Annotated in this window: 25 protein-coding genes; 19 read left to right on the top strand and 6 right to left on the bottom strand. The window is 66.9% G+C overall.

Going from position 1 to position 26136, the window contains the following annotated elements:
* Window positions 1-2: 2 nt before the first annotated feature.
* The 5 genes from IB243_RS24240 (at window position 3) to IB243_RS24220 (ending at window position 4968) form a co-directional block, all read left to right on the top strand.
* The gene (locus tag IB243_RS24240; protein WP_010466786.1) at window positions 3-1196 is read left to right on the top strand and encodes an acetyl-CoA C-acyltransferase; all 1194 of its coding nucleotides are present in this window, start codon (window positions 3-5) and stop codon (window positions 1194-1196) included.
* A 46-nt stretch (window positions 1197-1242) separates the two neighbouring features.
* Window positions 1243-2295: a DUF695 domain-containing protein gene (locus IB243_RS24235; protein WP_192429739.1), complete on the top strand. Its 1053-nt coding sequence runs from the start codon at window positions 1243-1245 to the stop codon at window positions 2293-2295.
* Window positions 2296-2408: 113 nt separating this feature from the next.
* The gene (locus IB243_RS24230; RefSeq protein WP_057225871.1) at window positions 2409-3041 is read left to right on the top strand and encodes a pyridoxamine 5'-phosphate oxidase family protein; all 633 of its coding nucleotides are present in this window, start codon (window positions 2409-2411) and stop codon (window positions 3039-3041) included.
* A gap of 87 nt (window positions 3042-3128) precedes the next feature.
* On the top strand, window positions 3129-3797 hold the full coding sequence (locus tag IB243_RS24225) for an SDR family oxidoreductase (RefSeq protein WP_192429738.1): 669 nt from the start codon (window positions 3129-3131) through the stop codon (window positions 3795-3797).
* A gap of 40 nt (window positions 3798-3837) precedes the next feature.
* Entirely contained in the window at window positions 3838-4968 is a 1131-nt protein-coding gene (locus tag IB243_RS24220) for an acyl-CoA dehydrogenase family protein (protein WP_192429737.1), read from the top strand.
* Between the two features lie 61 nt (window positions 4969-5029).
* Here IB243_RS24220 and IB243_RS24215 read toward each other — a convergent pair whose 3' ends face one another.
* From IB243_RS24215 to IB243_RS24205, 3 genes are all read right to left on the bottom strand, one after another.
* Window positions 5030-6820: a hybrid sensor histidine kinase/response regulator gene (locus tag IB243_RS24215; protein ID WP_192429736.1), complete on the bottom strand. Its 1791-nt coding sequence runs from the start codon at window positions 6818-6820 to the stop codon at window positions 5030-5032.
* Window positions 6821-6908: 88 nt separating this feature from the next.
* Entirely contained in the window at window positions 6909-7568 is a 660-nt protein-coding gene (locus IB243_RS24210) for a response regulator transcription factor (RefSeq protein ID WP_192429735.1), read from the bottom strand.
* Between the two features lie 131 nt (window positions 7569-7699).
* Entirely contained in the window at window positions 7700-8410 is a 711-nt protein-coding gene (locus IB243_RS24205; protein ID WP_225585301.1) for a TetR/AcrR family transcriptional regulator, read from the bottom strand.
* 127 nt (window positions 8411-8537) lie between these two features.
* On the opposite strand from IB243_RS24205, the gene IB243_RS24200 reads away from it, so the two are divergent.
* The 8 genes from IB243_RS24200 to IB243_RS24165 all read left to right on the top strand — a co-directional run bounded on the left by IB243_RS24200 (window position 8538) and on the right by IB243_RS24165 (window position 16732).
* The gene (locus IB243_RS24200) at window positions 8538-8966 is read left to right on the top strand and encodes a DUF2147 domain-containing protein (protein WP_057225884.1); all 429 of its coding nucleotides are present in this window, start codon (window positions 8538-8540) and stop codon (window positions 8964-8966) included.
* 74 nt (window positions 8967-9040) lie between these two features.
* A complete protein-coding gene (locus IB243_RS24195; protein ID WP_192429733.1) occupies window positions 9041-9922 on the top strand; it encodes a TorF family putative porin in 882 nt (293 codons plus the stop codon).
* 1 nt (window position 9923) lies between these two features.
* The gene (locus IB243_RS24190; protein WP_192429732.1) at window positions 9924-11543 is read left to right on the top strand and encodes an FGGY-family carbohydrate kinase; all 1620 of its coding nucleotides are present in this window, start codon (window positions 9924-9926) and stop codon (window positions 11541-11543) included.
* Window positions 11540-12181, top strand: a complete 642-nt coding sequence (locus tag IB243_RS24185; RefSeq protein ID WP_192429731.1) for a class II aldolase/adducin family protein — start codon at window positions 11540-11542, stop codon at window positions 12179-12181. Before IB243_RS24190 ends, IB243_RS24185 begins: the two co-directional genes overlap by 4 nt.
* A 62-nt stretch (window positions 12182-12243) precedes the next feature.
* Window positions 12244-13731, top strand: coding sequence for an aspartate aminotransferase family protein (locus IB243_RS24180; RefSeq protein WP_192429730.1), 1488 nt, complete (start codon window positions 12244-12246; stop codon window positions 13729-13731).
* Between the two features lie 4 nt (window positions 13732-13735).
* A complete protein-coding gene (locus IB243_RS24175) occupies window positions 13736-14368 on the top strand; it encodes a hypothetical protein (RefSeq protein ID WP_192429729.1) in 633 nt (210 codons plus the stop codon).
* Between the two features lie 22 nt (window positions 14369-14390).
* Window positions 14391-15560, top strand: coding sequence for an MFS transporter (locus tag IB243_RS24170; RefSeq protein WP_192429728.1), 1170 nt, complete (start codon window positions 14391-14393; stop codon window positions 15558-15560).
* A gap of 107 nt (window positions 15561-15667) precedes the next feature.
* Window positions 15668-16732, top strand: a complete 1065-nt coding sequence (locus tag IB243_RS24165) for a hypothetical protein (RefSeq protein ID WP_192429727.1) — start codon at window positions 15668-15670, stop codon at window positions 16730-16732.
* 23 nt (window positions 16733-16755) lie between these two features.
* Here the strand turns inward: IB243_RS24165 and IB243_RS24160 are convergent, their stop codons facing one another.
* Window positions 16756-17229 carry a DUF421 domain-containing protein gene (locus IB243_RS24160; RefSeq protein WP_010466759.1) on the bottom strand — a complete coding sequence of 158 codons (474 nt, stop codon included), beginning with the start codon at window positions 17227-17229 and terminating at the stop codon, window positions 16756-16758.
* A gap of 130 nt (window positions 17230-17359) precedes the next feature.
* Here IB243_RS24160 and IB243_RS24155 point away from each other — a divergent pair, with 130 nt between their 5' ends.
* The 4 genes from IB243_RS24155 to IB243_RS24140 all read left to right on the top strand — a co-directional run bounded on the left by IB243_RS24155 (window position 17360) and on the right by IB243_RS24140 (window position 20703).
* The gene (locus tag IB243_RS24155) at window positions 17360-18058 is read left to right on the top strand and encodes a DUF4197 domain-containing protein (RefSeq protein ID WP_192429726.1); all 699 of its coding nucleotides are present in this window, start codon (window positions 17360-17362) and stop codon (window positions 18056-18058) included.
* A gap of 20 nt (window positions 18059-18078) precedes the next feature.
* Window positions 18079-18519, top strand: a complete 441-nt coding sequence (locus IB243_RS24150) for a YchJ family protein (protein WP_192429725.1) — start codon at window positions 18079-18081, stop codon at window positions 18517-18519.
* 51 nt (window positions 18520-18570) lie between these two features.
* Entirely contained in the window at window positions 18571-19224 is a 654-nt protein-coding gene (locus tag IB243_RS24145) for an HAD family phosphatase (RefSeq protein ID WP_057270426.1), read from the top strand.
* A 66-nt stretch (window positions 19225-19290) separates the two neighbouring features.
* Window positions 19291-20703: a patatin-like phospholipase family protein gene (locus IB243_RS24140; RefSeq protein ID WP_225585300.1), complete on the top strand. Its 1413-nt coding sequence runs from the start codon at window positions 19291-19293 to the stop codon at window positions 20701-20703.
* 36 nt (window positions 20704-20739) lie between these two features.
* On the opposite strand, the gene IB243_RS24135 is transcribed toward IB243_RS24140, so the two are convergent.
* Complete coding sequence (locus IB243_RS24135; RefSeq protein ID WP_057225912.1) at window positions 20740-21426, bottom strand: glutathione S-transferase family protein; 687 nt, start codon at window positions 21424-21426, stop codon at window positions 20740-20742.
* Window positions 21427-21560: 134 nt separating this feature from the next.
* Window positions 21561-22673: an AraC family transcriptional regulator gene (locus tag IB243_RS24130; RefSeq protein WP_225585299.1), complete on the bottom strand. Its 1113-nt coding sequence runs from the start codon at window positions 22671-22673 to the stop codon at window positions 21561-21563.
* A 101-nt stretch (window positions 22674-22774) separates the two neighbouring features.
* On the opposite strand from IB243_RS24130, the gene IB243_RS24125 reads away from it, so the two are divergent.
* Together IB243_RS24125 and IB243_RS24120 are read left to right on the top strand one after the other, a co-directional pair.
* Entirely contained in the window at window positions 22775-24508 is a 1734-nt protein-coding gene (locus IB243_RS24125; protein WP_192429723.1) for an AMP-binding protein, read from the top strand.
* Window positions 24509-24522: 14 nt separating this feature from the next.
* Window positions 24523-26130 (top strand): carboxyl transferase domain-containing protein, encoded by a 1608-nt coding sequence (locus tag IB243_RS24120; RefSeq protein ID WP_192429722.1) that lies wholly within the window; start codon window positions 24523-24525, stop codon window positions 26128-26130.
* The last annotated feature ends 6 nt before the right edge of the window (window positions 26131-26136 follow it).

Here is a 26136-nt window from a genome sequence, read left to right as displayed (position 1 = left end):
CCATGTCCGCATCCCCCCAAGACCCCATCGTCATCGTCGGCGCCGCACGCACCCCCATGGGCTCGCTGCAGGGCGACTTCTCCAGCCTGGCCGCGCACGACCTGGGCGGCGCCGCGATCAAGGCCGCCCTCGAGCGCTCCGGCGTCTCGCCCGACGCCGTCGGCGAAGTGCTGTTCGGCAACTGCCTGATGGCAGGCCAGGGCCAGGCGCCTGCGCGCCAGGCGGCCTTCAAGGGCGGCCTGCCCAAGGGCGCAGGCGCGGTCACGCTCAGCAAGATGTGCGGCTCGGGCATGAAGGCCGCCATGTTTGCGCACGACATGCTGCTGGCCGGCTCGCACGACGTGATGGTGGCCGGCGGCATGGAGAGCATGACCAACGCGCCCTACCTGCTGCAAAAGGGCCGTGGCGGCTACCGCCTGGGCCACGACCGCATCTTCGACCACATGATGCTCGACGGCCTGGAAGACGCGTACGAGGCCGGCCGCTCCATGGGCACCTTCGGTGAAGACTGCGCCGCCAAGTACCAGTTCACGCGCGAGCAGCAGGACGCATTCGCCACCGCCAGCGTGCAGCGCGCCAAGGCGGCCACCGAGTCCGGCGCGTTCGCGGCCGAGATCGTGCCCGTCACCGTCAAGACCCGTGCGGGCGAGACCGTGGTGTCGGTCGACGAAGGCCCCGGCAAGGTCAAGCTCGAGAAGATCGCCACGCTGAAGCCCGCCTTCAAGAAGGACGGCACCATCACCGCCGCGTCGAGCTCCAGCATCAACGACGGCGCCGCCGCGCTGGTGATGATGCGCGAATCCACCGCCAAGAAACTTGGCTGCAAGCCCCTGGCCCGCATCGTGAGCCATGCCACCCACGCGCAAGAGCCCGAGTGGTTCGCTACCGCCCCCCTGGGTGCTACGCAGAAAGCGCTGGCCAAGGCCGGATGGGCCGTGGGTGACGTGCAGCTGTGGGAGATCAACGAGGCCTTTGCCGTGGTGCCCATGGCGCTCATGAAGGAGCTCGACCTGCCGCACGACAAGGTCAACGTGAACGGCGGCGCCTGTGCGCTGGGCCACCCCATCGGTGCCAGCGGTGCCCGCATCATGGTCACGCTGATGTATGCGCTCAAGGCCCGCGGCCTGACCAAGGGCCTGGCCACGCTGTGCATCGGCGGTGGCGAGGCCACGGCGGTGGCGCTGGAACTCGTTTGATGCGGGAGGGAGGTGGGATGATTTGGCTCTTTTCACAAGGACATTGATGACTGCACCATCTCCCGAGATCACCGCTTTCTGGCGCGATTTTTCCGATGCCCAGGCATCGCTTCAGGCCCAGCCGCTGCGCGGGCGGGTCGAGTCGGCCAATGCGCTCATCGAGCGCCACCTGAGCGGCCTCGCGCTGGAGATGTCTGGCGGCGACGGCGATGCGGTGGTGGACCTCATCGTCACCGCCCACGGCAGCACCGAAAACTTTCCGTTGCTGATGCAGGTGGTGGCCGCCGCGCCCGCGCTGCAAAGCTACCGGGTGCGCGCATTTCGGGAGCGCACCACGCAGCCGGACTTTCCTATTGGCATGGACGGTTTCGAGCTGGCTACCTCCGAAGTGCTGGTCGCCTGCGGGCAGGACGATGGACAGGCCGCGCTGGAGATCCGCTTTGGCCGCGAAATCCCCGAGGACTATCGGGACCACGCGCGCAACATGGCGTTCATCATGCTCGACCACGTGCTGGGCGAATACGACTTTGCCGTCAAGGTGGGGGCGGTGGACTTTGTGGATGAAGCCTCCGACCCGCTGACCCCCTGGGTGCCCCTGAGCCAGTTCGTGCCCGTGTTCGACCGCTACTGGTTCGACACCCTGGGCCGCACCAGCGACTTCCCCAGCGGCGAGCACGACTGGACTGGCATGACCTTGTCGTTTGGCGGGCAGGACGATGAGGACGGCCACAGTGACGATGCTGAAGATACGGCCATCGTCATGGTCAACCGCAGCGCCAACCCGGTGGCCATGCGCGCCGACCTGGCCTACGCGCTGACCCTGGACCTGGCGGTGGGCAACCGCGATCAGCTGGCTGCGGTGCAAGACCTGCAAGACCAGGCGGCCACGCTGCTGGAGCTGCCGCAGTTGGGCATCATGGCATACACCCTGACCCGAGCCGGTCGCCGCAAGGCGGTGTATTACGTGGGCGATGAGCAACTGGCTAAACAAGCGCTGGCGCCCCTGCTGCTGCGCGAAGAGGCCGAATCGTTGGAGCTGACTTTTGCGTTTGACCCCGCATGGTCGGGCTATTTCGAGTTTTCCGTGCATTGCCCCTGAGCAGGCGGGGGCGTTGGTGCCGCACGCCACAGGCCCGACGCCCGCTCTGCGCCGCGGGTCCTTTTTCACCCTCAACGTCACCGCATCAACCACCAACCTTCGCAGGCCACACCATGATCGAAACCCTCGAACAATTGCGCGCCCTGTACGCAGCCCCCGGCGAGCGGGCCCTGCACAAGCAGCAACCGCAGCTGGATGTGCACTGCCAGCGCTTCGTTGCCTTGTCGCCGTTCTGCGTGGTGGCGAGTGGAGGGATCGGTGGTGCGCTGCTCGATGCCTCGCCACGCGGCGGCGCGCCGGGGTTTGTGAAGTCACCCGACCCGCACACGCTCTTGCTGCCCGATGCGGGGGGCAACAACCGGCTCGACACCCTGACCAACCTGCTGGAAGACCCGCGCATCGGTTTGTTGTTCATGATTCCGGGTGTGGACGAAACCCTGCGGGTGAACGGCACGGCGCGCCTGCGCGACGAGGCGCTGTACACCGACTTCTTCACGGCCGAGCGCCAGCGCCCAAAAATAGTGATCGAAGTGCGCGTGGCCGAGGCGTATCTGCACTGCTCCAAGGCCTTCATGCGCTCGCGGCTGTGGTCGGCCGATGCGCAGGTGGACCGCACCGCGCTGCCCACGATGGGCGAGATGATTCACGCCCAGATGGGCCTCGCTACCGAGCCTGAGTCGCAAGTCGCCATGTTGCAGCGCTACCGCGCCCAACTGGCGCAAGAGCAGCAACTGGGCGATGCATGATCGTGTTGGCGTTGAGTACTTCAATTTTGATAGCTGCTGGCGCTTGATAGATAAGCGCTAGAGCCCAATTTTATTCAAATTTCCCCCATGAAATCCATATTGGTTATCGGCGCATCGCGCGGTATTGGGCTGGAGTTGGTGCGCCAGTACACCGAAGCGGGCCGCCGCGTGATTGCCACCGTGCGTGACGAAGCGGGCCGCGAGCGTGTGCAGGCCCTGGGCGCCGAGGTGCTGACCATCGACGTCGCCCACCCCGCCAGCGTGAGCCGGCTGGCCTGGCAACTGGACGGCGAAAAGATCGAGACCGCCTGGTATGTGGCGGGCGTCATACGCCGCCCCAGCGCGCTCACGCCACCCACGCAGCAGGACTTTGACGCCGTCATGCACACCAACGTGCTGGGCGCCATGCAGACGCTGCCGCAGGTTGCCCCCCTGGTGGCCGACGCGCAGGGCGTGTTCGCGTTCCTGTCCTCGTCCATGTCGCAGATTGGCAGCGTGCAGAGCAGTGGCTCGTGGCTGTACCGCACCAGCAAGGCCGCGCTGAACATGGCCGTGGCCTCCGCGCAGCACGACTACCCCGGCGCAACCCTCATCACCATCGATCCCGGCTGGGTGCAGACCGACATGGGCGGCGAAGGCGCTGCGCTCACGGTGCAGGACAGCGTGCGCGGCCTGCGTGCCACCGTGGCGGGTGTCACGGCCGCCGACAAGGGCCGCCTGCTGCACCACGATGGCCGCCGCGCATCCCATTGGTAGCCCCCCGAATTTCTGAACAACGACTCTGGAGACACTCCCTATGCTGCTGACCCAAGACCAGGAAATGATCCGCGACGCGGTGCGCGACTTTGCGCAGGAACAGCTGTGGCCCCACGCCGCGCGCTGGGACAAGGAACACCACTTCCCCAAGGAGGCGCACCAGGGCCTGGCTGCACTGGGCGCGTACGGCATCTGCGTGCCCGAAGAATTTGGCGGCGCCAATCTGGACTACGTCACCCTCGCGCTGGTGCTCGAAGAGATCGCGGCCGGAGACGGCGGCACCAGCACCGCCATCAGCGTGACCAACTGCCCCGTCAACGCCATCCTCATGCGCTACGGCAACGCCCAGCAAAAGCGCGACTGGCTCACGCCGCTGGCCCGTGGCGAGATGCTGGGCGCGTTCTGCCTGACCGAGCCGCATGTGGGCTCGGACGCCTCGGCCCTGCGCACCACGGCGGTGAAGCAGGGCGATGAATACATCATCAACGGCGTCAAGCAGTTCATCACCAGCGGCAAGAACGGTCACGTGGCCATCGTCATCGCCGTGACCGACAAGGGCGCGGGCAAGAAGGGCATGAGCGCCTTCCTCGTGCCCACCAGCAACCCCGGCTACGTGGTGGCGCGGCTCGAAGACAAGCTGGGCCAGCATTCCAGCGACACCGCGCAGATCAACTTCGACAACTGCCGCATCCCTGCCGAGAACCTTATCAGCGCCGAGGGCGAGGGCTACAAGATCGCCCTGGGCGCGCTCGAAGGCGGCCGCATCGGCATCGCCGCGCAAAGTGTAGGCATGGCACGCAGTGCCTTCGATGCGGCGCTCGCGTATTCGAAAGAGCGCGAGAGCTTCGGCACCACCATCTTCAACCACCAGGCCGTCGGCTTTCGCCTGGCCGACTGCGCCACGCAGATCGAGGCGGCGCGCCAGCTCATCTGGCACGCCGCCGCGCTGCGTGATGCAGGCCGCCCCTGCCTGAAGGAAGCCGCCATGGCCAAGCTCTTCGCCAGCGAGATGGCCGAGCGCGTGTGCAGCGCCGCCATCCAGACGCTGGGCGGCTACGGCGTGGTGAACGATTTCCCGGTGGAGCGCATCTATCGCGACGTGCGCGTGTGCCAGATCTACGAAGGCACGAGCGACGTGCAGAAGATCATCATCCAGCGCGCGCTGGCTTGATGTTGTTTGCTATATAAATAATAGCTAATGGCGCTTGTTGGATAAGCGCTAGAGCCTGTTTTTATTCAAATTTCTGCCCGCGCAGCCACTGGCTGAGCACCGCGTGCAGCTCGTCCACATCCACGGGTTTGCGCAGCACCAGGTAGCCCTCGTCCTGCGCGGTCTGTAGCTCGGGCGAGTCGTACTCTCCGCTCACCATCGCGCCACGCGCGTCGGGGCAGCGGTCCAGCAGCGCGCGCAGCACGTCAAAGCCGCTCTCGCCGGACCGCAGCCGCTGGTCGCACAGGATGGAATGGGGTGCAAAGCCGGTGTCCAGGTGGGCAAAAGCCTCTGCCGCGTTGGAGGCCAGGCGCACGTCTATGCCCCAGGTGATCAGCAGCGTAGACCAGGCATTCAGCACATGCGGGTCGTCGTCCAGCACCAGACAGCGGCCCCTCAACGGTGGGCTGGTGCCTGGTGCTGCGGTGGGTACGGTGGTCAGCGTTGCGGTGGCCTGCTGTGTGGTGGGTAGCTCCAGCCAGAAGCACGACCCCTTGCCCAATCGGGACTGCAGCCCTTGCCGGGCCTGCATCAGCGCCACGCAGCGCGCCACTACCGCCAGGCCCAGGCCGTGCCCGCTGCGGTGAACCTGCCAGGCGTGCTCGGGGCGGTAAAACGCCTGGTAGATCTGTGCCTGCTCGTGCAGGGCCACGCCCACCCCGGTGTCCCACACCTCGATGCGCCAATGCGCGCCCCGTCGCCGTGCGCCCACCAGAACGCCGCCTTCTGGGGTGTAGCGCAGCGCGTTTTGCACCAGGTTGGCCACCGACTGGCGAACCAGTGCCGGGTCGGCCAGTGCAGCGGCGCCGGGCGGTGGTGGGTGCAAACGCAGCACCAGGCCGCGTGCGCTGGCATCGGTCGCGAACTGGGTTCGCAGGTCCTCGAACAGTGCAGCCAGCGACACGGGGGCGGGGCGCAGCTCCACCGCGCCGGATTCAATGCGCGACAGGTCGAGCAGCGCGTCGAACATGTGGTTCACCGACCGCATGCTCATCCGCCATTGCACCAGCAGGTTGTCGATGTGGGGGTGGCCACGTCCGTGCAAGGCGATGGCCTCGGCCAACAGCGCCATCGCATGCACCGGCTGGCGCAGGTCGTGCGCGGCGGTGGTCAGAAAATGGTTCTTCTCTGCGAGCGCCCGTTCAGCCGCCTGGCTGGCCTCGCGGTAGCGCTCGGCCAGGTCGCGGCTGCGCTCTTCCAGCACCACCTGGCGCACAAAGAAGCGGTGCGAGTTCACGGCACTGCGGTAGATCACGGCGGCCGTTATCAGTGTCATGGGCAGAATAAATGGCCACTGCCCGGGAAACGCCCAGGGGATCATCGCCAGTCCACCCAAAGCGCCCATGAAGTACATCCGGTAGACGGCGAGCGTGGCGGTCATCTGGGCTGCATTGCCGGCCAGAATGCCCGCCAGCGTGATGTACAGCAACAGCATGAATTCGTAGCTGGCCTGGCCCAACGGCAACACCACCGAGAGCGAAACACCCACCCCATGCGCCAGCGCCAGGCCGCGCACGCGGCGGGTCCAGGTGAGCAGCAGGGCTTCGGGTGACCGCAGGGTGCGTTCGTGCAGGTAGCGGCGGTGTCCCCATCGGACGAACAGCAGCACCGGCAGGTACGCGGCTCCCCACACCACCAGCGGTGCGACGGGCCCGCCCTCCCAGCCCAGCAGCAGGCCAAACAGCAGCCCCATGCTGGGCATCACCGTCATGCCCAGCCGCAGGCGCGCAAAAGAGGCTTCGAGCAGCAGCAGCCAGCCTTGTGTGCTGGGAGCGTCCTGGGCGCTGGTCGGGTCGGTGGCGGGCGCGGTCATGCCGGGGCGTGCGGGGCCCCACCGCGTTCCAGTGGGTGCAGCGTGGGGGGGTGGAATGCCATGCCACGCGGCACTGCGGTGTGCCCGATCACGGCGGCGGTGGCTGCTGCGGCAGCACCAGCAGGCGCCCGCGCAGCCGCGTGATGGCCTCCACCCGGGTGCGTGCGCCCAGGCGCTGCAGGATGGCGGTCATGTGCTCCTTGACCGTGCTCTCCGACAGCGCATATTGCTGGGCGATGCGCTTGTTGGGCTGCCCCTGCAGCACCAGCGCCAGGATCTCGCCCTGGCGCACCGACAGGCCCAGCTCGGCCGGGGTCACGGGCAACTCCCGGCTGCGCACCGGGCGCTGTGTGTTGGCGCCAGGAGTGAACCAGGCCAGGCCCCCCACCAGTGCCTCTATCGCCTGGGCAAACGTCTCTGGCGGCTCCTGCTTGTGGATGAAGCCGTGGGCGCCTGCGGCGCGCACCTGATCGATCACGGCGAGGTCGTCATCGCCGCTCATCACCGCCACGGCGGTGGCGGGGCACCGCGTGCGGATGCGGGCAATGAGGCTGAGCGCGGCGCCGTCGGCCAGCCAGAAGTCGATGAGCGCTATGGCCGGCGCTCCACGCGCCTCGATCAGTGGCTCCACATCGTCCGCATGCTCTGCGACTGCCACCTCCATGTGCGGCAGCCGCGAGCGCAGAAACTCGGCCACGCCGCGTGCTACGAGCGGGTGGTCGTCCAGGATGAGGGCGTAGGGTGACATGGCAGGCCAGTGGCGCTGCGGCCCCGGGCGCCGGGCGCCAGGATGCAGCGGGCAAATTCTGCCAAGTTTGGCGCAGCCGCGGTGGCGCGCAAACCCTACTGAGGTAGGGTTTGCCGCACCTCCACGGTTGATCAGGCCGCGCCAGGCTTTGGCCGGGTGCCGCCGGGCTTGGCGGGTGTGTGGGGTGGCTGCCCACTGTCCTGCGGCCGGACACGGGTGAGGTGGCTGGCGATCATGCCCGCCACGGTGCGGGCTACGGCTTTCACATCCAGCGGCTCGTCAAAAATCATCTCGACGGTGGCGTAGATCAGTTCCACCACGATGCGGCTGACCAGTTGCAGCTCGGCCGCATCGGCTTCGGGCAGGGCCTGGGCGAGCAGGCGGGTTTGTTCTTGCGTGACCGTGGCGTGGGAGGCCAGCCGCACCTGCTGCAAGGCGGGCACCGCACGCAGCGCCCGCATGATCCAGACCCCGCCCACGGTCTGTACCGTCGCTTCGTAGGTGTCAATGATCAGACCCTCGATCGCCAGCTCCAGGCTTTCCACGCCCCCGTTGAACACCTCCAGCGTGATCCAGCGGTCCACACGCGCGTTCTGGGCCTGCATCAGGCGCTGCCCCAGCTCGGACAGCAGCGCGTATTTGTTGGGGAAATAGCGATAGAGCGCGGGCGGCGTGAGCCCGGCGCGTTCGCACACCAGGTTGGTGGACAGCCGCTCGATGCCGACGTCGGCCAATGTCTGCGCCGTCACCTCCAGGATGCGCTCATAGGTCTCGGTGGCGCGCTGCTGTGCAGGCTGCTTCTTGGTGGCCAGCGAGGGTTGGGGGCTTCGGGTGGAGGGCATCGGACGGAGCAGCTGCGGCATCAGGGATTGTCCCAGTAAATTTTTTGGCATAAAAAAGTAGTCATAACTATATACTAGCCATGACTATCCAAATGGTTCTTGTCCTGGCCCAAGAAAGGCGTGCTTCATGAAGACCCTGACCCGCTTGCTGGCCCTTGTCTGTTGCTCGGTGACTGTGTCGGCGCAAGCCGCCGGGCCCGATGACGCCAAGGGCTTGTGGATCACTCCCGAGAACGACGCGGTGATCCGGTTCGCGCCCTGTGCCGATGCGCCCGGTGCGCTGTGCGGAACCATCGTCTGGGACAAGGACGCCGGCACGCCTGCCAGCACCTGCAATGTGCGGGTTGCACAGCTTGGCCGCTACGAAAAAGAGGCTTGGCGCGAAGGCTGGGTCTACGACCCGCGCGAAAACAAAAAGTACAAGGGCGTTGTGCGCGCCAATGCCGACGAGCTGCGCATCCGCGCCTTCGTGGGGGTGGAAGTCCTGGGCCAGACGGAGCAGCTCAAGCGCGTGCCCGCCTTGCCGGTCGCGCCGTCGTGCGAACCCGTTTCCTGATCCGCTTCCCACCCACCCATCTTTCGGACAAGACGATTTGTGAGCCTTCCATTCCTCGAACCAAGGAGCACTCCATGCACTTCACCCGCCCCATTCCCTGGGCCATCGCCGCCACCGTGCTGGCGAGCGCCGCGACGCCTTCGCTTGCCGAAGAGACCGCCAGCTTTTCGGTCAACACAGAAGTGAAGTTCACCACCGACCAGCGCAGCCGGGGTGTGTCGGACTCGTTGAACGGCCCCGGCATGAAGCTCAGCGTGCAAGCCGTCCACGAAAGTGGCTTGGTCGGGCTGGCTGAATTCGCCACGGTCAGCAGGAAGCAGTTTCTGGACGGAGCGGGCCTTGGGGTTACTCTGGCGGGGGGGTATCGTTTCGGGGACCCCGAGGGTTGGCACTATGGTGCGGGCCTGGCCGCCGAGTTGTTTCCGGGCGCGAAATTTCAGGCTCCCCATGGTTTTGACATGGGCACTGGCGCGCCCACGGACTGGCGCAGCACCAAATACGACAGCGCATTCGCCGTGGCCGAAATTGGCTACGGGGCGTTGGAGGCGCGGGTCATGAATGTGATCTCCAAGACCTACCGGGGGGCGAACACCGGTGGGGTTTGCGGCACCATGGTGTCGTTGATGGCCGATCCCACGCCAGGGTTGGCCTGCTATGCGCGTGGCGATCACAACTCGCGCGGCAGCTGGCTGTTTGACCTGGGCTACAAATACGCGCTGAACCCGACCACCACAGTGAACCTGCATGCCGGCTACCAGAAGATCGCCAACTTCAAGGAGGCGGACTTCTCGGACTATTCCATCGGGGTCACCCACAAGCGCTGGGGCTTCCACTGGAGCGCCGAGTGGATGACCACTCGCACCAGGGTGCGCGAACTCTATATCGCGCTGGATGGCACCCGACTGCGTGCCACCGACAACAACCGCCTTGTGGTTTCCGTCTCGCGCAGCTTCTGAGATGGGCCCACCCTTGGATACCGTGCCCGAGCAGGCCGATGGGCGGCTGGTGCTGGCCGTGGACCTGGGAACCTCAGGCTGCAAATGTGCCCTGGTATCGCTGGACGGCACGGTGCACGCCTGGGCCTTCCATGCGGTCCCGCTGCACGTGCAGGGCGCGTTGGCCGAGCAGGCCCCGCAGGATTGGTGGGCTGCGTTCCTGCACAGTGCAGGGGAGGCTCTTGGCGCGGAGACCAGCTTGAGGCAGCGTGTGGTGGCCGTTTGTTGCTCGACCCAGACGGAAGGCACCGTGTGTGTGGACCGCCAAGGCCAGCCGCTGGGGCGTGCGCTGACCTGGCTGGATTCGCGCGGTGCGGCCGCCATGGCACGCCGGGTGCGCGGGCGGGGGCCACGCATCGAAGGCTACGCGCCGCTCAAGCTGTGGCGCTGGCTGCGGCTGACTGGTGGGGCTCCTTCTCTGTCGGGGCGGGACTCGGCGGGACACATGGCCTACATCCGCGACGAAGAGCCCGAACGCTACGAGCGCACCTACAAGTTCCTCAACGTGCTCGACTACCTGAACCTGCGCCTGTCCGGCCGGTTCTGTGCCACGCAGGATTCTGCGGTGACTTCCTGGGTCACCGACAACCGCAATCCGCACCAGGTCCGTTACGACGCAGGCCTCATCCGCCTGCTCGGTATCGACGCGGCCAAGCTGCCGGAGATCGTGCACTCCACCGACGTTCTGGGGCCGCTGCTGCCGGACGTCGTGCAGGCCCTGGGGCTGAATCCCGGGACCCTGGTCGTCGCGGGCGCCGTGGACACCTCTGCGGTGGCGGTGGGTGCGGCCGTGGCCGATTTCGAGACCCATCTGTACCTGGGCACCTCATCGTGGCTGGGGGCGCACGTGCCCTTCATGAAAACCGATGTGCGCCACAAAATTGCGGCCGTGCCCAGCGCGGTGGATGGGCGCTACCTGGCCATGGCGCTGCAGTCCACGGCTGGTGCCAACCTGTCGTTCCTGCGCGACCGCATCCTGTACCACCCCGATGAACTCGCCAGCGACGAAGAGCATCCCGCCGTCTACGAGGTGCTGAACCGCATTGCCGCGCGTGTGCCTCCGGGCGCGCGGGGCCTGATCTACACCCCATGGCTGCTGGGTGAGCGCACACCGGTGGACGACCCGCGCCTGCGTGCCGGGTTGCTCAACATGTCGCTGGAGCACACCCGTGAGGACATCTTTCGCGCGTTTCTGGAAGGCGTGGCGCTGAACACGCGCTGGATGCTCGAACCCTTCGCGCGTCTGCTCGGGCGCAACGCGGGCACCGTCACGGCCGTGGGCGGCGGCGCGCAGTCTGACGTGTGGTGCCAGATCATGGCCGACGTGACGGGCCAGCCGATCCGCCAGCTGGAGAACCCCATCCAGACCAATGCCATTGGAGCCGCCTTCATCGCCGGAGTGGGCATGGGCGCGCTGTCGTTTGCCGACCTGGGCCCCCTGCGGCGGACGCGGACCATCTACGAACCCTCCAGCGCGCTGCGCCGCCTGTATGGCGACCAGTTCGAAACCTTCAAGGAAGTGCGCACCCGCCTGGCGCCGCTATACCACCGCATCAACGCACCCCAAGGAGCCGCTGCATGAACACGCAGAACATCCGCCAGACTGTCGTCGAACTGTGTGTCGAACTTTCGCGCCGGGGCCACTTCTCGGGCACCGGCGGCAACATCGCGCTGCGCATCGACGCAGCGCACATCGCCGTCACCCCCTCGGCGACCGACTACCTGACGATGACCGCGGCCGATGTGTGTGTGCTGCGCCTGGCGGACCTGCAGCAGGTGGAAGGTGAACGCACGCCCTCGGTCGAAAGTGGCCTGCATGCCCGCGTGCTGCGCGCGCGGCCCGACGTGCAGGCGAGCATCCACACCCACCAGCCCGTGGCCAGCGCCTGCGCATTGCTCGGACAGGCGCTCACGGTGCCGGCCGGGCCAATGCAGCGCTCGCTGGGCCGCCGCATTCCTGTGGTCGGCTATGCCCCCTCGGGCAGCGGCTGGCTATCGTCTCGGCTGGCGCGCGCGCTGCGCCCCGACACCAACGCCTACCTCATGCTCAACCACGGCGTGCTGTGCTGCGCCGCGACCACCTGGGCCGCCCTGCAGGCGGTCGAAGACCTCGAAGCCCTGTCGAAGACCTTGTTGCTGCACGCGATCTCTGCCCGTGCGGAGCGGGAGCCTCTCGCGCAACCGGCCCTGCAGCGCATCGTTGACGCGCTGGCAGCCTGACCCAACCCCCCGAACCTCAGCTACCCAGCTACCCAGCTACCCAGCTACCCAGCCACCAAGCCATGAGCAACCTTGCCTCTGTTCACACCGCCGCATCGGCCACCGCGCCTCGCCCCGCCATTTCGGCCTGGCCCGATGTCGGCCATCTCTATCGCCGCTTCGACGAGCTGGTCAAGCAGCCGATGCGGCCCATCCGCGCAGACAAGATGCCGCAGGTGATGCGGTATTTCGATGAGCGCTGCCAGGGGTCGCGGCGGTTGTCCGAACGTGCCAAGACCGTGATTCCCGGTGGTGTGCAGCACAACCTGGCTTTCAATCACCCGTTCCCGCTGGCCGTCGCACAGGCTGAGGGCGCCCACATGACCGATGTGGACGGCAACCGCTACATCGATTTCCTGCAGGCCGGTGGTCCCACGCTACTCGGCTCCAACCATCCGGTGGTGCGTCAGAAAGTGAACGAGGTGCTGGACTCCTGCGGCCCGGTCACCGGCCTGCTGCACGAATACGAAGTCAAGCTGGCCGAGCTGGTGTGCCAGTCCATGCCGGCGGTGGACATGGTGCGCCTGCTGGGCTCGGGCACCGAGGCCGTGATGGGCGCCGTGCGCCTGGCACGTGCCTACACCGGCAAGAAGTGGGTCATCAAGGTCGGCGGTGCCTACCATGGCTGGAGCGACCAGGTCGTCTATGGCATGCGCCTGCCCAAGACTGGCCGCATGGAAGCCGTGGGCATCCCGCGTGGCGCCACCGGCAGCACCCAGGAATGCAACCCGAACGACCTGGATGCGCTGCGCAGCAAACTGCAGATCAACCGCCTGCGCGGTGGCACCGCTGCCGTGCTGCTGGAGCCGCTGGGCCCCGAGAGCGGCACACGCCCGGTGCACCCCGACTACAACCGCCAGGTGCGCAAGCTGTGCGACGAGTTCGGCGCGCTGATGATCTTTGACGAGGTGGTCACGGGTTTCCGGCTGGGGGCAGGTGGTGCGCAGGCCTACTTTGACGTCCAGCCCGACCTCACCGTGCTCGGCAAGTGCCTCACCGGTGGCTACCCGATGGCGGGCGCCATCGGCGGGCGCCGGGACATCATGATGATGCTGGTGGGGGGCATCGGTACCACTGCCAAGCGTGCTTTTGTCGGCGGCACCTTGTCGGCCAACCCGCTGTCGTGCGTGGCCGGGTACTTCGCGCTGCTGGAGGCGCAGCGCACCGATGCCGCGGGTGTGGCAGGCCGCGCGGGCGACCGGCTGCGCCAGGGCCTGGAGGAAATCATCCACCGCCTCGGCCTGCCCTACGTGACCTACAACATGGGATCCATCGTGCACCTGCAGACCTCGGGCGTGTTGCTGCTGGACACCAGCAGCCTGTGGAAGCTGTTCAAGGTCAAGGACGAAGCCAAGCGCCGCAAGCACATGATGGAAGAGATGGGTGCGGCCTACACCGCGCATGGCCTCATCACGCTGGCTGGTAGCCGCATCTACACCAGCCTGGCCGACACCGACGAGGTGATCGATGATGCGCTGAACCGTTTCGAAGATGTCTTCAAGCTGGTCTGACACCATGGATTTCGAAGAGAACGTGCGCGCGCAGTGGCTCCCGCTGCGCGAGAGGCTGCAAGCCAAGCGTTTGCTGGACAGCGAGGGCGCGAGTTTGTCGCTGCGCATACCGGGCAGCGACGCGATGTGGTTTGGGCTCGCGTCCGGCGCCACGCCCCAACGTGTGCCTTGGCGGACCGCGCCGCACGACGCCCAGGTGCATGCCGCCGCCTACGCCAAACGCGGCGATGTGGGCGCCATTGCTGTCGGCGGAGGGGCTTTCGGACGCTGCCTGGCGGACTTTGGTGGCGCGATGCCGCAGGTGTTCGACGAACAGGCGCGCCACCTGGGCCCCATGGGACCGGCCAGCGCAGACATGGGCGATGCAGCGGCGGTCTTGCAGGGGCAAGGCAATGTGCTGCTGGTGCGAGGGCTACCGGTGTGCCTTGGCATGACCGCCACGCGCCTGGCGCTCAATGCCGAACTGTTCGAGAAGTGTGCCAAGGCCTACGTGCTGGCCGTGGCCGGGGGCGGGCGCGTGCGTGCCTTGCCCTGGATCGTGCGCTGGGTCGCCAACCGGCGACTTGCGAAAGATGAGCAGCGCGCGTTGGCGCGGTTCCTGCAGGGTCAGCTGCCCGAGGAAAGCAAAGGCTACTGACCCCCCACAGAAAGGGCTTCCCATGTCCTCCAATCACGATGTAAAGATGTCCGCAGCGCAGGTGGTTTCCGCGCTGGCGGTCGGCACCATTGCCGTGCTTATGGTGGGCGTGCAGCCCATTCTCCTGGGCGAACTTGTCGAAGCCCGGCAGGTCAGTCTGGAGGGCGTGGGCATTGTGGCCATGGCCGAGATCATCATGCTGGGCCTCGGCGTGGTGCTCGGCGACGCGCTATTGCCGGGTGCGCGGTTGCGGTCGATCACCCTCGTTGCCGGGGTGTGCGCAGCGGGCCTGGATCTGCTCACGCTGCTGGCCACGGGCGACGGCGCCCTGACGGGCGTGCGAGCGGCTGCTGGCCTGGCCGAAGGTGTGCTGATCTGGGGCACCACCGGCGTGGTCGTGCGCACCGCCAACCCGGCGCGCGTGGGCGGCATCTTCTTCGTTGCGCAGACCCTGGCACAGGCGTTGCTGGGCGTGGTGTTGGCCAATGCCATCATTCCCCACTGGGGCTGGCGTGGCGGTTTCGTGGCGCTGGGCTTGCTGGCGCTGCAGCCCTGTCTGCTGGCGTTTGTGCAACCGGCGCGCCTCTCGCCGCTGGCGCCGCCTGCGGTGTCGGGGTTTCGCTGGTCGGCGGCCACCCTTCAGCCATTGGCCGTGGTGTTTCTGCAGCTGGCCACGCTGGGTTCGTTCTGGGCGTACCTGGAGCCCTTGGGCAAGGCCGCTGGTTACGATGCGCGCAGCGCGCAGACCCTGGTCGCCGCCGTGCTGGCCATGCAGGTGGTGGGAGGCAGCCTGGCCGCGCTGGCCGTGAGGCGCCTGCCCGTGGTGTCCACGCTGGTGGCCTGCTCCGTGCTGCTCGCCATCGTCACCACTGCCGCTCACCAGTTGCCCAGTGGCAACACACGGGACTTTGCCCTGGCCTGTGCCTTGTTCGGTTTTGTTTGGCTTTTCATGCTGCCGTTTCATATTGGCCTGGCGTTCCGTGCCGACCCCAGCGGGCGCCTGGCCGGGCTGGTGCCTGCAGCACAACTGCTGGGCAGTGCATTCGGTCCGCTCACGGCCTCGTTCATTGTCGAAGGTGAAAACGCCAGTGCCGTGCCGTTGCTCAGCGCGGGTTTCGCCCTTGCAGCGGCTGCGCTGGTGCTGGTGGGGCGAGCGCCGCGCAGTGCGCCGGCGCTGAGGTCGCTGCCATGAGCGCCTTTCACCGGGTCATGGGGGTCACCCTACCAGGGTAGGGTTTCGCAAGGCGCGGTGCGCTGCACAGAATCCGTCCTCCATTCATCATCTGGAGGTTTCTGTACATGACCATAACAAGCGCCCCGGGCAGCTGGCACCACGCACGGCCCACTTTCCGCTGGACTTCTCTGGGATTGGCCGCCGTGCTGCTGGCGGGCTGCGGGGGCGGAGATGACGACAACGGCACGTCGCCACCGCCTTCGGCAGGGGTTTTCTCGGTGGGGGGCGTCGTAAGTGGCCTGGGCACGGGCAAGACGTTGACCCTGCAGAACCTTGGCATCGACGACCTGACCCTGAGTGCCAACGGCAATTTCGTGTTCGTCACCCGCACGGACAGTGGCGTGGCCTATGCCGTCACGGTCAAGACGCAGCCCAATGGTCAGCGCTGCACCGTGACGCAGGGCACCGGCACCGCTACCGCCAACGTGAGCACTGTGCAGGTGCGTTGCGAGAACCTGGCGGCAGCCACCTTCACGGTGGGTGGTTCGGTCTCTGGCCTGGCAAGTGGCACCCTGGTGCTGCAGAACAACGCTGGCGACGATCTTTCGCTCGCCAGCAACGGCGGTTTTACCTTTGGTACGGCGGTGGCGGGGGGCGCGGCATATGCAGTCACCGTGCGCACGCAGCCCGCGGGGCAGAGCTGCTCGGTGCGCAATGGCGCGGGCACGGTGGCATCGGCTAACGTGGGCTCGGTCGAGGTGAGCTGTGGTGCCGTGGTGGCCTTGCCCGAAGGCGACTGGAAGCAGGAGCTGTGTGTGCCGGTGCGCCCTGGCCAGTGGGGCCGCGCGCTGTGGCGCATCACGCGGCAGGCCGACAACCGGGTGACGGGGCAGATCGGCGTGGCCACCTACGCCGATGCCAACTGCACGGGCACTGGCACCGCGGCGGGGCCGCTGTCCGACGTGGGCAATCTGCTGTTCGACCGCAACGCGAGCACCGCCACCTTGACCGCGTTCTGGGGTCTGTGGAGCCAGCCTTCGGGCCTGAACTCGCGCATCGTCTGGGCCCGCAAGGGAACGCGCCTGTGCATGCTGGGCGACCAGACACCCACGGTGTTTCCTACAGCGGCCAGCGTGGAAAACTACGCCAACACCATCATTCCCAACAAGATCTGCTACACGCAGAACTAGTTTGGGCTGGGCGCCGGGGTGCCTCAGCCACCCCGGCGCCGCAGCACCACGGTGATCTGGCCGTTGGTTTCGATGGTGGCTCGCTCCACCTCGTGCAGGTCCAGGCAGCCGCTGGCGCGCAGCGCGGCTTCCAGGTCGTCGGTCGAGAGCAGCTCCTTGCGCATGAGTTCGGCGTTCACCTGGCCCTGCTGCACCAGCACCTGCGGGGTGCCGTCTATCAACCGCTCCATCCACGCAAACCGGAACGTCAGCTGTGCCAGCACCACATGGCAGCCGATGAGCGTGACCGCTGAGATGAGCCCGCCCACCAGCGAGTTGTCACCCGCGTTCATCGAGTTCTGCACCGCGTTGGACAGGATCAGCAGCAGCACCAGGTCAAACGGCGCGTACTGGCCGGTCTGGCGCTTGCCCGTCAGGCGCAGGAACACCAGCAGAAACACGTAGACCACCACGCCGCGCAGCACGAATTCCCACCACGGCACATTCATTTCCCACATTGCAGGGCTCCTTGTTGGAGGGTTGTGTCGAACACCAGTCTACGGTGCTGAGCGAAAATCCCCTGTGCTTGTTGCCTGCCTGCGTACCCGCCAGGCAGCGCCCCCCCTCTCCACCGAAAGAAAACGCTCGATGCAACGTCGCCAATTTCACCAAGCCAGCGTCCTGGCTGCCCTGCTGTGCGCCACCGGTCAGCAGGCCTGGGCCCTGTCGCTCGGGGATCTCTCCAACGCCGATGCCTCCGGTGGCCTCAAGGCCGCGCTCGGCCAGGGCGCCCAGGCGGCGGTCGCGCTGCTGGGGCGGCCCGATGGTTTTCTGGGCAACCCTCAGGTGCGCATTGGCCTGCCGGGCTACCTGGAAGACGCGGCCAAGGTCATGAAGTCGCTAGGGCAGGGCCGGCGCATCGATGAGCTCGTCACCTCCATCAACCGCGCGGCAGAGGCCGCCGTGCCCATGGGGAAGGATCTGCTGGTGGGCGCCGTGCAGAACATGACAGTGACCGATGCCAAGAACATCCTGACCGGTGGCAGCACCTCGGTCACGGCCTTTTTTGCCGAAAAGACACGCACCCCGCTCTCCGAGCGCTTCCTGCCTGTGGTGAATCAGGCCACCGAAAAGGTGGGCTTGACCCAGAAGTACAACACCTTCGCCGGCAAGGCCGCAGGGTTTGGACTGCTCAAGCCCGAGGAGGCCAACCTCGCGCAGTACGTCACCGGAAAGACGCTCGATGGCCTGTACTTCATGATCGGCGAGGAAGAGCGCCGTATCCGCCAGAACCCCGCTGGTGCGGGCAGTGCCATCGCCCGCAAGGTGTTTGGAACGCTGCGCTGATTTGCGCCCGTGTGAAACGCATGCCCTCCGTGTCTCTGACGAACTCCGAACCCTGCCCTTGCGGTCGTAACCAGGCCAAGCCCGGCAAAAGCGCCAAGGCTGCGGCGTTGTCCTATGGGGACTGCTGCGGCCGCTACCTCGACCACTGGGACGACGCTGCCGCGCCCGATGCCGAGAGCCTCATGCGGTCACGCTACACCGCCTTTGTCCTCGAACGTGGCGACTACCTGCAGGCCACCTGGCACACCAGCACCCGACCAGCGGCCCTCGATTTCGACACCGGCACGAAGTGGCTGGGCCTGGAGGTGCGCAGCCACCGCACCACGGGCGAAGACCGGGCCGAGGTGGAGTTTGTCGCGCGCTACCGCGTGGGCGGGCGTGCCGTGCGCCTGCATGAGACCAGCCGCTTTGTGCGCGAAGGCGGGCGCTGGTTCTATGTGGATGGTGACATCCACAGCTGAAATTTTGAATAAAAATGAACTCCAGCGCTTTACCCATAAGCGCTAATAGCTATGAAATTTGAAGCAATCTTGTTTGACTGCGATGGCGTGCTGGTAGACAGCGAGCCCATCACCAACGGTGTGCTGCGCGACATGCTCAACGAGGCGGGCTGGGCCATCACGCACGAAGAATGCATGGACTATTTCATCGGCCGGACGGTGCGCAGCGCCACCGTCCGCATTGAGGCCGAGACCGGTCGGCCACTCACCGACGAGTGGATGGCCAGCTTCTATGCGCGGCGCAATGCCGAACTGGATCGGCGCCTGGTGGCCATCGCGCACATCCACCCCGCCATCGAACGTGTACATGCCCACCATGGCGGGCGCATTGCCTGCGCCTCGGGAGCCGATCGCTTCAAGGTGGAGATGCAACTGGCCAAGGTGGGGCTCATGCGCTTCTTTGAAGGCCGCATCTTCAGCGGCCACGAGGTGCCCCAGACCAAACCGGCGCCCGACGTGTACCTGGCCGCCGCTGCCGCTCTGCAGGCCGATCCGGCGCGCTGCGCCGTGGTGGAGGATTCGACCATCGGCGTCCGTGCAGGCGTGGCCGCCGGGGCCACGGTGTTTGCCTATGCGCCGCTGGACGATGGCGAGGCCCTGCGTGCCGCAGGCGCATCGCAGGTGTTTCGCAGCATGGCCGAGCTGCCCGCACTGCTGGGCTGCTGACGCTGGCAAGGCGAGCCTGAAAGAAAAGCCTGCAACCCTGGGAGGAGCGCGATGCCGGTATTTCGCATGAAGCAGAGGATGTGGCGGTGCGCCGTGGTGGCCGCCCTGGTCTTGCTGGGGGGCTGCTCGTCGGTGCGGCCCTGGATCAACGAGCCCTTGAAGCCCGAGGACCAGGGCATCCCCGAGCGCAAGTCCGAGCGCGATCCCTCCATCCTTGTTGCCGTGACACTCTCTGGCGGCGGTGCGCGGGCGGCGGCCTTCGGCTTTGGCGTGCTGACCGAGATGCAGGCCACGCGCTTTGACTGGAACGGGCGCCCCACCACGCTGCTCGATGCCACCGATGTGATCAGCGGCGTCTCGGGCGGCAGCATCGTGGCCGCGTACCTGGCGGCGCACGGCATCGATGGGCTGCCGCGTTTCGAGCACGAGTTTCTGCGCCAGAACTTCCAGAACAGCCTGATCACGCAGGCGCTGCGCCCGGGCAACCTGGTGGACCTCACATCGCCCTGGCTCGGCCGCACCCACCTGCTGGCGCGGCGGCTGGATGAGCTTTATGGCGGGCTCACGTTTGGCGATGTGGCACGGCGCCCGCGCCACCCGCAGCTGTTCATCACGGCCACGGACATGTCACTGGGCTCGGGCTTCGAGTTCACCTGGGAGCAGTTCGCGCTGATCTGCTCAGACCTGCGCAAGGTGCCGCTGTCGTTTGCCGTGGCGTCATCATCGGCCGTGCCGTTGCTGCTGAGCCCGATGACGCTCAAGAACTACTCCGACCAGTGCGCGGAGCACAAGACGGTGTCCCGCGCGGGCACTCTGGCCGCAGGCGGCGACTACCGTGCCCGGCTGTACCGCGCGCACGAACTGAGCTACCTGGACGCGCAGCGCAGGCCCTACATCCACCTGGTGGACGGGGGCCTGGCCGACAACCTGGGTGTGCAGCGGCTGCTTGACCGAGCCCTCGCCGGCGGCGGGCTGCGCGAGACCTTCAGCGAGGTGGGCATTCCGCCGGGCACCATCCGCAAGCTGGTGCTGGTCACCGTGAATGCCGAGCGCGATCCGTCGGTCAACATCGACATGAGTGACGAGGTGCCCAACATGGTGCAGGTGGTGGACTCCCTGCTTTTTGGCACGGGCGGGCGCGCCACGCGCGAGACGCAGGAGTTCTTGCGCGACATCACGCAGCAGTGGCGCCAGTCGCTGGCCGCAGGCTCGACGGGCAGCAACGACGCCTTTGCGCCGGGTGCCGAGATCCACGTCATTCCCGTCAACCTGCGCGACGCCCCTGACGACGTGGCGCGCCGTCGCCTGCTGCAGGTGCCCACGGCGTTCTCGATTGCGCCCGATGAAGTGACCGACCTCATCGAGGCGGGCGGCAGCGTGCTGCGCCATTCGCCCGAGTTCCGCGCGCTGGTGCAATCGCTGGCCCGGCAGGCCCCGCCTTCACCTGCGCCTGTGCCCGTGCCGACAAAGACCGAGTAGCCGCGCGGGCCCGGCTGTCTGCCGGGCTCCACCGCATCACGGTCTTGTGTCGGGTGCCGGGGTGGTGGGCACGTCCTGGTCTTGGGCTGCCTCCATCTGCGCCGCCATGGCCCTTTGGTAGCCGGGGCGTTGTTGCAGGCGCTGCCAATAGGCCTGCGTGGCGGGGCCAAACTGAGGGGCCAGGTCCAGATGCTCGGCCAGCAGCAGGGCATAGCCCACCGATACATCTGCCGCCGTGAAGCGGCCCGCGCACAGATAGTCGCTGTGGTTGTGGGTCAGGGCGGTTTCCACGGCGCGCAGCCGGGCCAGGAACCAGCGGCTGTAATCTTCCACCACCTGGGGCTGCCGGCGTTCGGCAGGCTCGAACCGGCCATAACGCAGCACCAGCGTCTGCGGAAAGGTGAGTGTGGCTTCGCCCAAATGCAGCCAGTTCAGGTAGGCGCCAAAGGCCGGGTCGGGTGGGCGCACGTCCAGCCCCGCATCGGGGTGTGCGGCGGCCAGGTACTGGCAGATGGCGGCGGATTCGGTCATGCGCACCTGGTGTGGCGCCTTGCCCTGCACCAGCAGCGGCACGGTGCCCAGCGGGTTCTCTTCCAGGAACCAGCGCGCATGGGCCCGGGGCGGGAACGGCAGCATGTGCAGGGTGTAGGGCAGTTGCAGCTCTTCCAGCATCCACAGGGGCCGGAAGGAGCGCGCGCTCACGCAGTGGTACAGATGGATCATGGCGGGAAGGGGGCGAAAGGGCGGGGCGGTGGTGGGAGCGTGGGCCAGTGTAGTGGCGGGTGGCTGGGGGCGGCCCTCCTCTGGCGGCCATGCAGGGTGCAGATCGCGCCACCAAGCCATCCGCTATCACACCCTCAGGCTTGGCGGGCGTGGCGCCGGAACTCCGCAGGTGAATGGCCTGTCCAGCCCCGAAAGGCGCGGATGAAGCTTTTTTCGTTCACAAAGCCTGCGGCCTCGGCCACCTGCTTGATGGGACGGTCGGTGCGGTGCAGCAATTCCACCGCGCGGCTCTGGCGCACCTCGTCCTTGAGGCCCTGCAGCGTGGCGCCTTCTTCCTTGAGCTGCCGGTGCAGCGTGCGGGGCGACACATGCAGCAGGCTGGCCAGCGACTCGGCGCTGTGCTGGGGCAGGGCGTGCGCCAGTTGCCCTGCCACCGGAGCGCCCAGCAGCTGGCGCACGCGCTGCACCAGCAGCCGGTCGCGCCGGTACTGCAGCACCGTGAGCGGCAGGGCGTGCTGCAGCATCTGGCGCAGTGCCTGCTCGTCGCGCCGCAGGGGCAGGCTGAGGTAGCGGGCATCAAAGTGAATGGCCGTGCGCGGGGCGCCAAAGGTGACCGGCCCGCGAAACAGCACGGCATACGCCTCCGCATGGGGCGGCGCATCGAATGCGAACTCGGCGGCGATGAGGGGGATGCGCGAATCCACCAGCCAGCACGCCAGCCCCAGCGCATTGCGCAGCACCGACACCAGGCAGAACTCGCGCAAGGCGCCCAGGTCGCGCGCCTCTTCGATGGCCAGTGTGGTGGTGTCGCCCCGGGTGGCCAGGCGCAGGGCAATATCGTCGGCCAGAAGCCCGTGGTGGCGGCACCAGCGGGCCAGCGCCACCTGCAGGTTGGGCGAGCTGATGGACGCGCGTGCCAACATGCCGTAGCTGCCCCAGGGCAGGCGGCGGCTGAACCAGCCCAGGGCCTCGTCGTCCAGCTCCTGCATGGCGGCGTCGGAGATCTGCTCCATCTGCCAGGCGGTGATGCGGGCGTGGTCGTCCTGCAGCAGCTGCGGCGCAATCTGTGCCTGCGCCAGGGCGCGCTCGGGGCGCATGCCGCGCCGCTCGTACGCCAGAACAATGGCGCGTACAAAGGCGATGGGCGTGGCGGCGGGGGCGGACGTGGCCGAAGGGGGGCGGTCGGCGGTGGGGGTGGGTGGTTTCACGCCGCAGAGTGTGCCAGCCGTGGCACGATTTGCAACCATTGTGTCCACCCCCAGGGGGCGCAGGCTTCTATGCTTACGGATCGCCGCCCGCATATCCCAGTGGAGCAGGGCCGCATGACAAAGCCGAGGAGACAACACCCGTGACGAGTGCAGCCGCAACGAACTCCGCACCGCTGGTGGACAGCTACGCCCGTGGCGCCACCGACGTTCCCCTGATCGAACAGACCCTCGGCGCCTTTTTTGCCGACATGGTGGCCCGCCAGCCCGACCGCGAGGCGCTGGTCAGCGTGCACCAGGGCCGCCGCTACACCTATGCGCAGCTGCAGGCCGAAGCGCAGCGCCTGGCCAGCGCGCTGCTGGGCCAGGGCCTGGTGCCCGGCGACCGGGTGGGCATCTGGTCGCACAACAACGCCGAATGGGTGCTGATGCAACTGGCCACCGCGCAGGTGGGCCTGGTGCTGGTCAACATCAACCCGGCCTACCGCACGTCCGAGGTCGAATACGCGCTCAACAAGGTGGGCTGCCGGCTGCTGGTGAGCATGGCGCGCTTCAAGACCAGCGACTACCTGGGCATGCTGCGCGAGCTGGCGCCCGAGTGGCAGCACCAGCAACCCGACCAGCTGGGCGCTGTGAAGCTGCCGCACCTGAACACCGTGGTGTGGATCGACGACGGGGCGGGGCAGGGCGCCGACGAGCCCGGCCTGCTGCGGTTTTCCGACCTGCTGGCGCGCGGCGATGCACAGGATGCGCGCCTGGCGCAGATCGCCGCCACCCTCAAGGCCACCGACCCCATCAACATCCAGTTCACCAGCGGCACCACGGGCTTCCCGAAGGGCGCCACGCTCACGCACCGCAACATCCTGAACAACGGCTTCTTCATCGGCGAATGCATGAAGCTCACGCCCGAAGACCGCCTGTGCATCCCCGTGCCGCTGTACCACTGCTTCGGCATGGTGCTGGGCAACCTGGCGTGCTTCACGCATGGGGCCACCATCGTCTACCCCAACGATGGGTTCGACCCGCTCACCGTGCTGCAGACGGTGCAGGACGAGCGCTGCACCGGCCTGCACGGCGTGCCCACCATGTTCATCGCCGAACTGGACCACCCGCGGTTCGCCGAGTTCGACCTGTCCACCCTGCGCACCGGCATCATGGCCGGCTCGCCATGCCCCACCGAGGTCATGAAGCGCGTGGTGGAGCAGATGAATCTGCGCGAAATCACCATCGCCTACGGCATGACCGAGACCAGCCCGGTCAGTTGCCAGAGCAGCACCGATACGCCGCTGGCCAAACGCGTCTCCACCGTGGGCCAGGTTCAGCCGCACCTGGAGGTCAAGATCGTGGACCCCGACACTGGCGCCGTGGTGCCCATCGGCCAGCGCGGCGAGTTCTGCACCCGGGGCTATTCGGTGATGCACGGCTACTGGGGCGACGAAGCCAAGACCCACGAGGCCATCGACACCGAAGGCTGGATGCACACCGGCGACCTGGCCACCATGGACGACGAAGGCTACGTGAACATCGTCGGCCGCATCAAGGACATGGTGATCCGCGGCGGCGAGAACATCTACCCGCGCGAGATCGAAGAGTTTTTGTACCGCCACCCGCAGGTGCAGGACGTGCAGGTGGTGGGCGTGCCCGACCAGAAGTACGGCGAAGAACTCTGTGCCTGGATCATTGCCAAGCCCGGCACGCGGCCCACCGAGGACGACATCCGCGCCTTCTGCAAGGGCCAGATTGCGCACTACAAGGTGCCGCGCTACATCCGCTTTGTCACCAGCTTTCCAATGACGGTGACGGGCAAGATCCAGAAGTTCAAGATCCGCGACGAGATGAAGGACCAGCTGGGCCTGGAAGAACAGAAAACCGCTTGAAAGAGCCACAACGTATGACCATTCTCGACACCCAACTCAACGCCCGCTCGGCGGACTTCCTGGCCAATGCCGCCGCCATGCGCACGCTGGTGGACGACCTGCGCGCCCAGCTCGACAAGGTCGCCCAGGGCGGCGGCGAGGCCGCCCGCGCCAAGCACACCGCGCGCGGCAAGCTGCTGCCGCGCGAGCGCGTGCAGATGCTGCTGGACCCGGGCACGCCGTTTCTGGAGCTGGCGCCGCTGGCCGCGCTCAACATGTACAACAACGATGCGCCCAGCTCCGGCCTTATCGCCGGCATCGGCCGCGTGAGCGGCGTGGACTGCATGATCGTGTGCAACGACGCCACGGTGAAGGGCGGCACCTACTACCCGCTCACCGTCAAGAAGCACCTGCGCGCGCAGGAAGTGGCGCAGCAGAACCACCTGACCTGCATCTACCTGGTGGACTCCGGCGGCGCCAACCTGCCCAACCAGGACGAGGTCTTTCCGGACCGCGACCATTTCGGCCGCATCTTCTTCAACCAGGCCAACATGAGCGCGATGGGCATCTCGCAGATCGCCGTGGTCATGGGCAGCTGCACGGCGGGCGGCGCCTACGTGCCCGCAATGAGCGATGAATCGATCATCGTCAAGAACCAGGGCACTATCTTTTTGGGTGGCCCACCGCTGGTCAAGGCCGCCACGGGCGAGGTCGTCACGGCCGAGGACCTGGGCGGTGGCGACGTGCACACGCGCCTGTCGGGCGTGGCCGACCACCTGGCGCAAAACGACCTGCATGCGCTGCAGCTGGCACGCAATGCAGTGCGCAATTTGAATAAAAACAAGACTCCGGCGCTTGCTGATCAAGCGCCAATAGCTCCTAAATTTGTAGCAGAAGAGCTGTACGGCGTGATCCCGGTGGACACGCGCAAGCCTTTCGACGTGCGCGAGATCATCGCCCGCATCGTCGATGGCAGCGAGTTCGACGAGTTCAAGGCCCGCTACGGCACCACGCTGGTCACGGGCTTTGCGCGCATCGAAGGAATGATGGTCGGCATCATCGCCAACAACGGCATTTTGTTCAGCGAGTCGGCGCTCAAGGGCGCGCACTTCATCGAGCTGTGCTGCCAGCGCAAGATCCCGCTGGTGTTCCTGCAGAACATCACCGGCTTCATGGTCGGCCGCAAGTACGAGAACGAGGGCATCGCGCGCAACGGCGCCAAGATGGTCACGGCCGTCGCCACGGCGAGTGTTCCGAAGTTCACCATCATCATCGGCGGCAGCTTTGGCGCCGGCAACTACGGCATGTGCGGCCGCGCGTACTCGCCCCGCTTCCTGTGGATGTGGCCCAACGCGCGCATCAGCGTCATGGGCGGCGACCAGGCTGCGGGCGTGCTGGCCACCGTCAAGCGCGACGGCATCGAGGCCAAGGGTGGGCAGTGGAGCATGGAGGAGGAAGAAGCCTTCAAGGCCCCCATCCGCCGCCAGTACGAAGACCAGGGCCACCCCTACTACGCCACCGCGCGCCTGTGGGACGACGGCGTGATCGACCCGGCCGACACCCGCCGCGTGCTGGCGCTGGGCCTGGCGGCCACGCGCAATGCGCCCATCGAAGACACGAAATTCGGCCTGTTCCGCATGTGACCGGGC

It is taken from the genome of Acidovorax sp. ACV01 (assembly GCF_014851495.1).
GTDB lineage: Bacteria > Pseudomonadota > Gammaproteobacteria > Burkholderiales > Burkholderiaceae_C > Acidovorax > Acidovorax radicis.
This window is presented reverse-complemented; position numbering and strand designations above follow the sequence as displayed.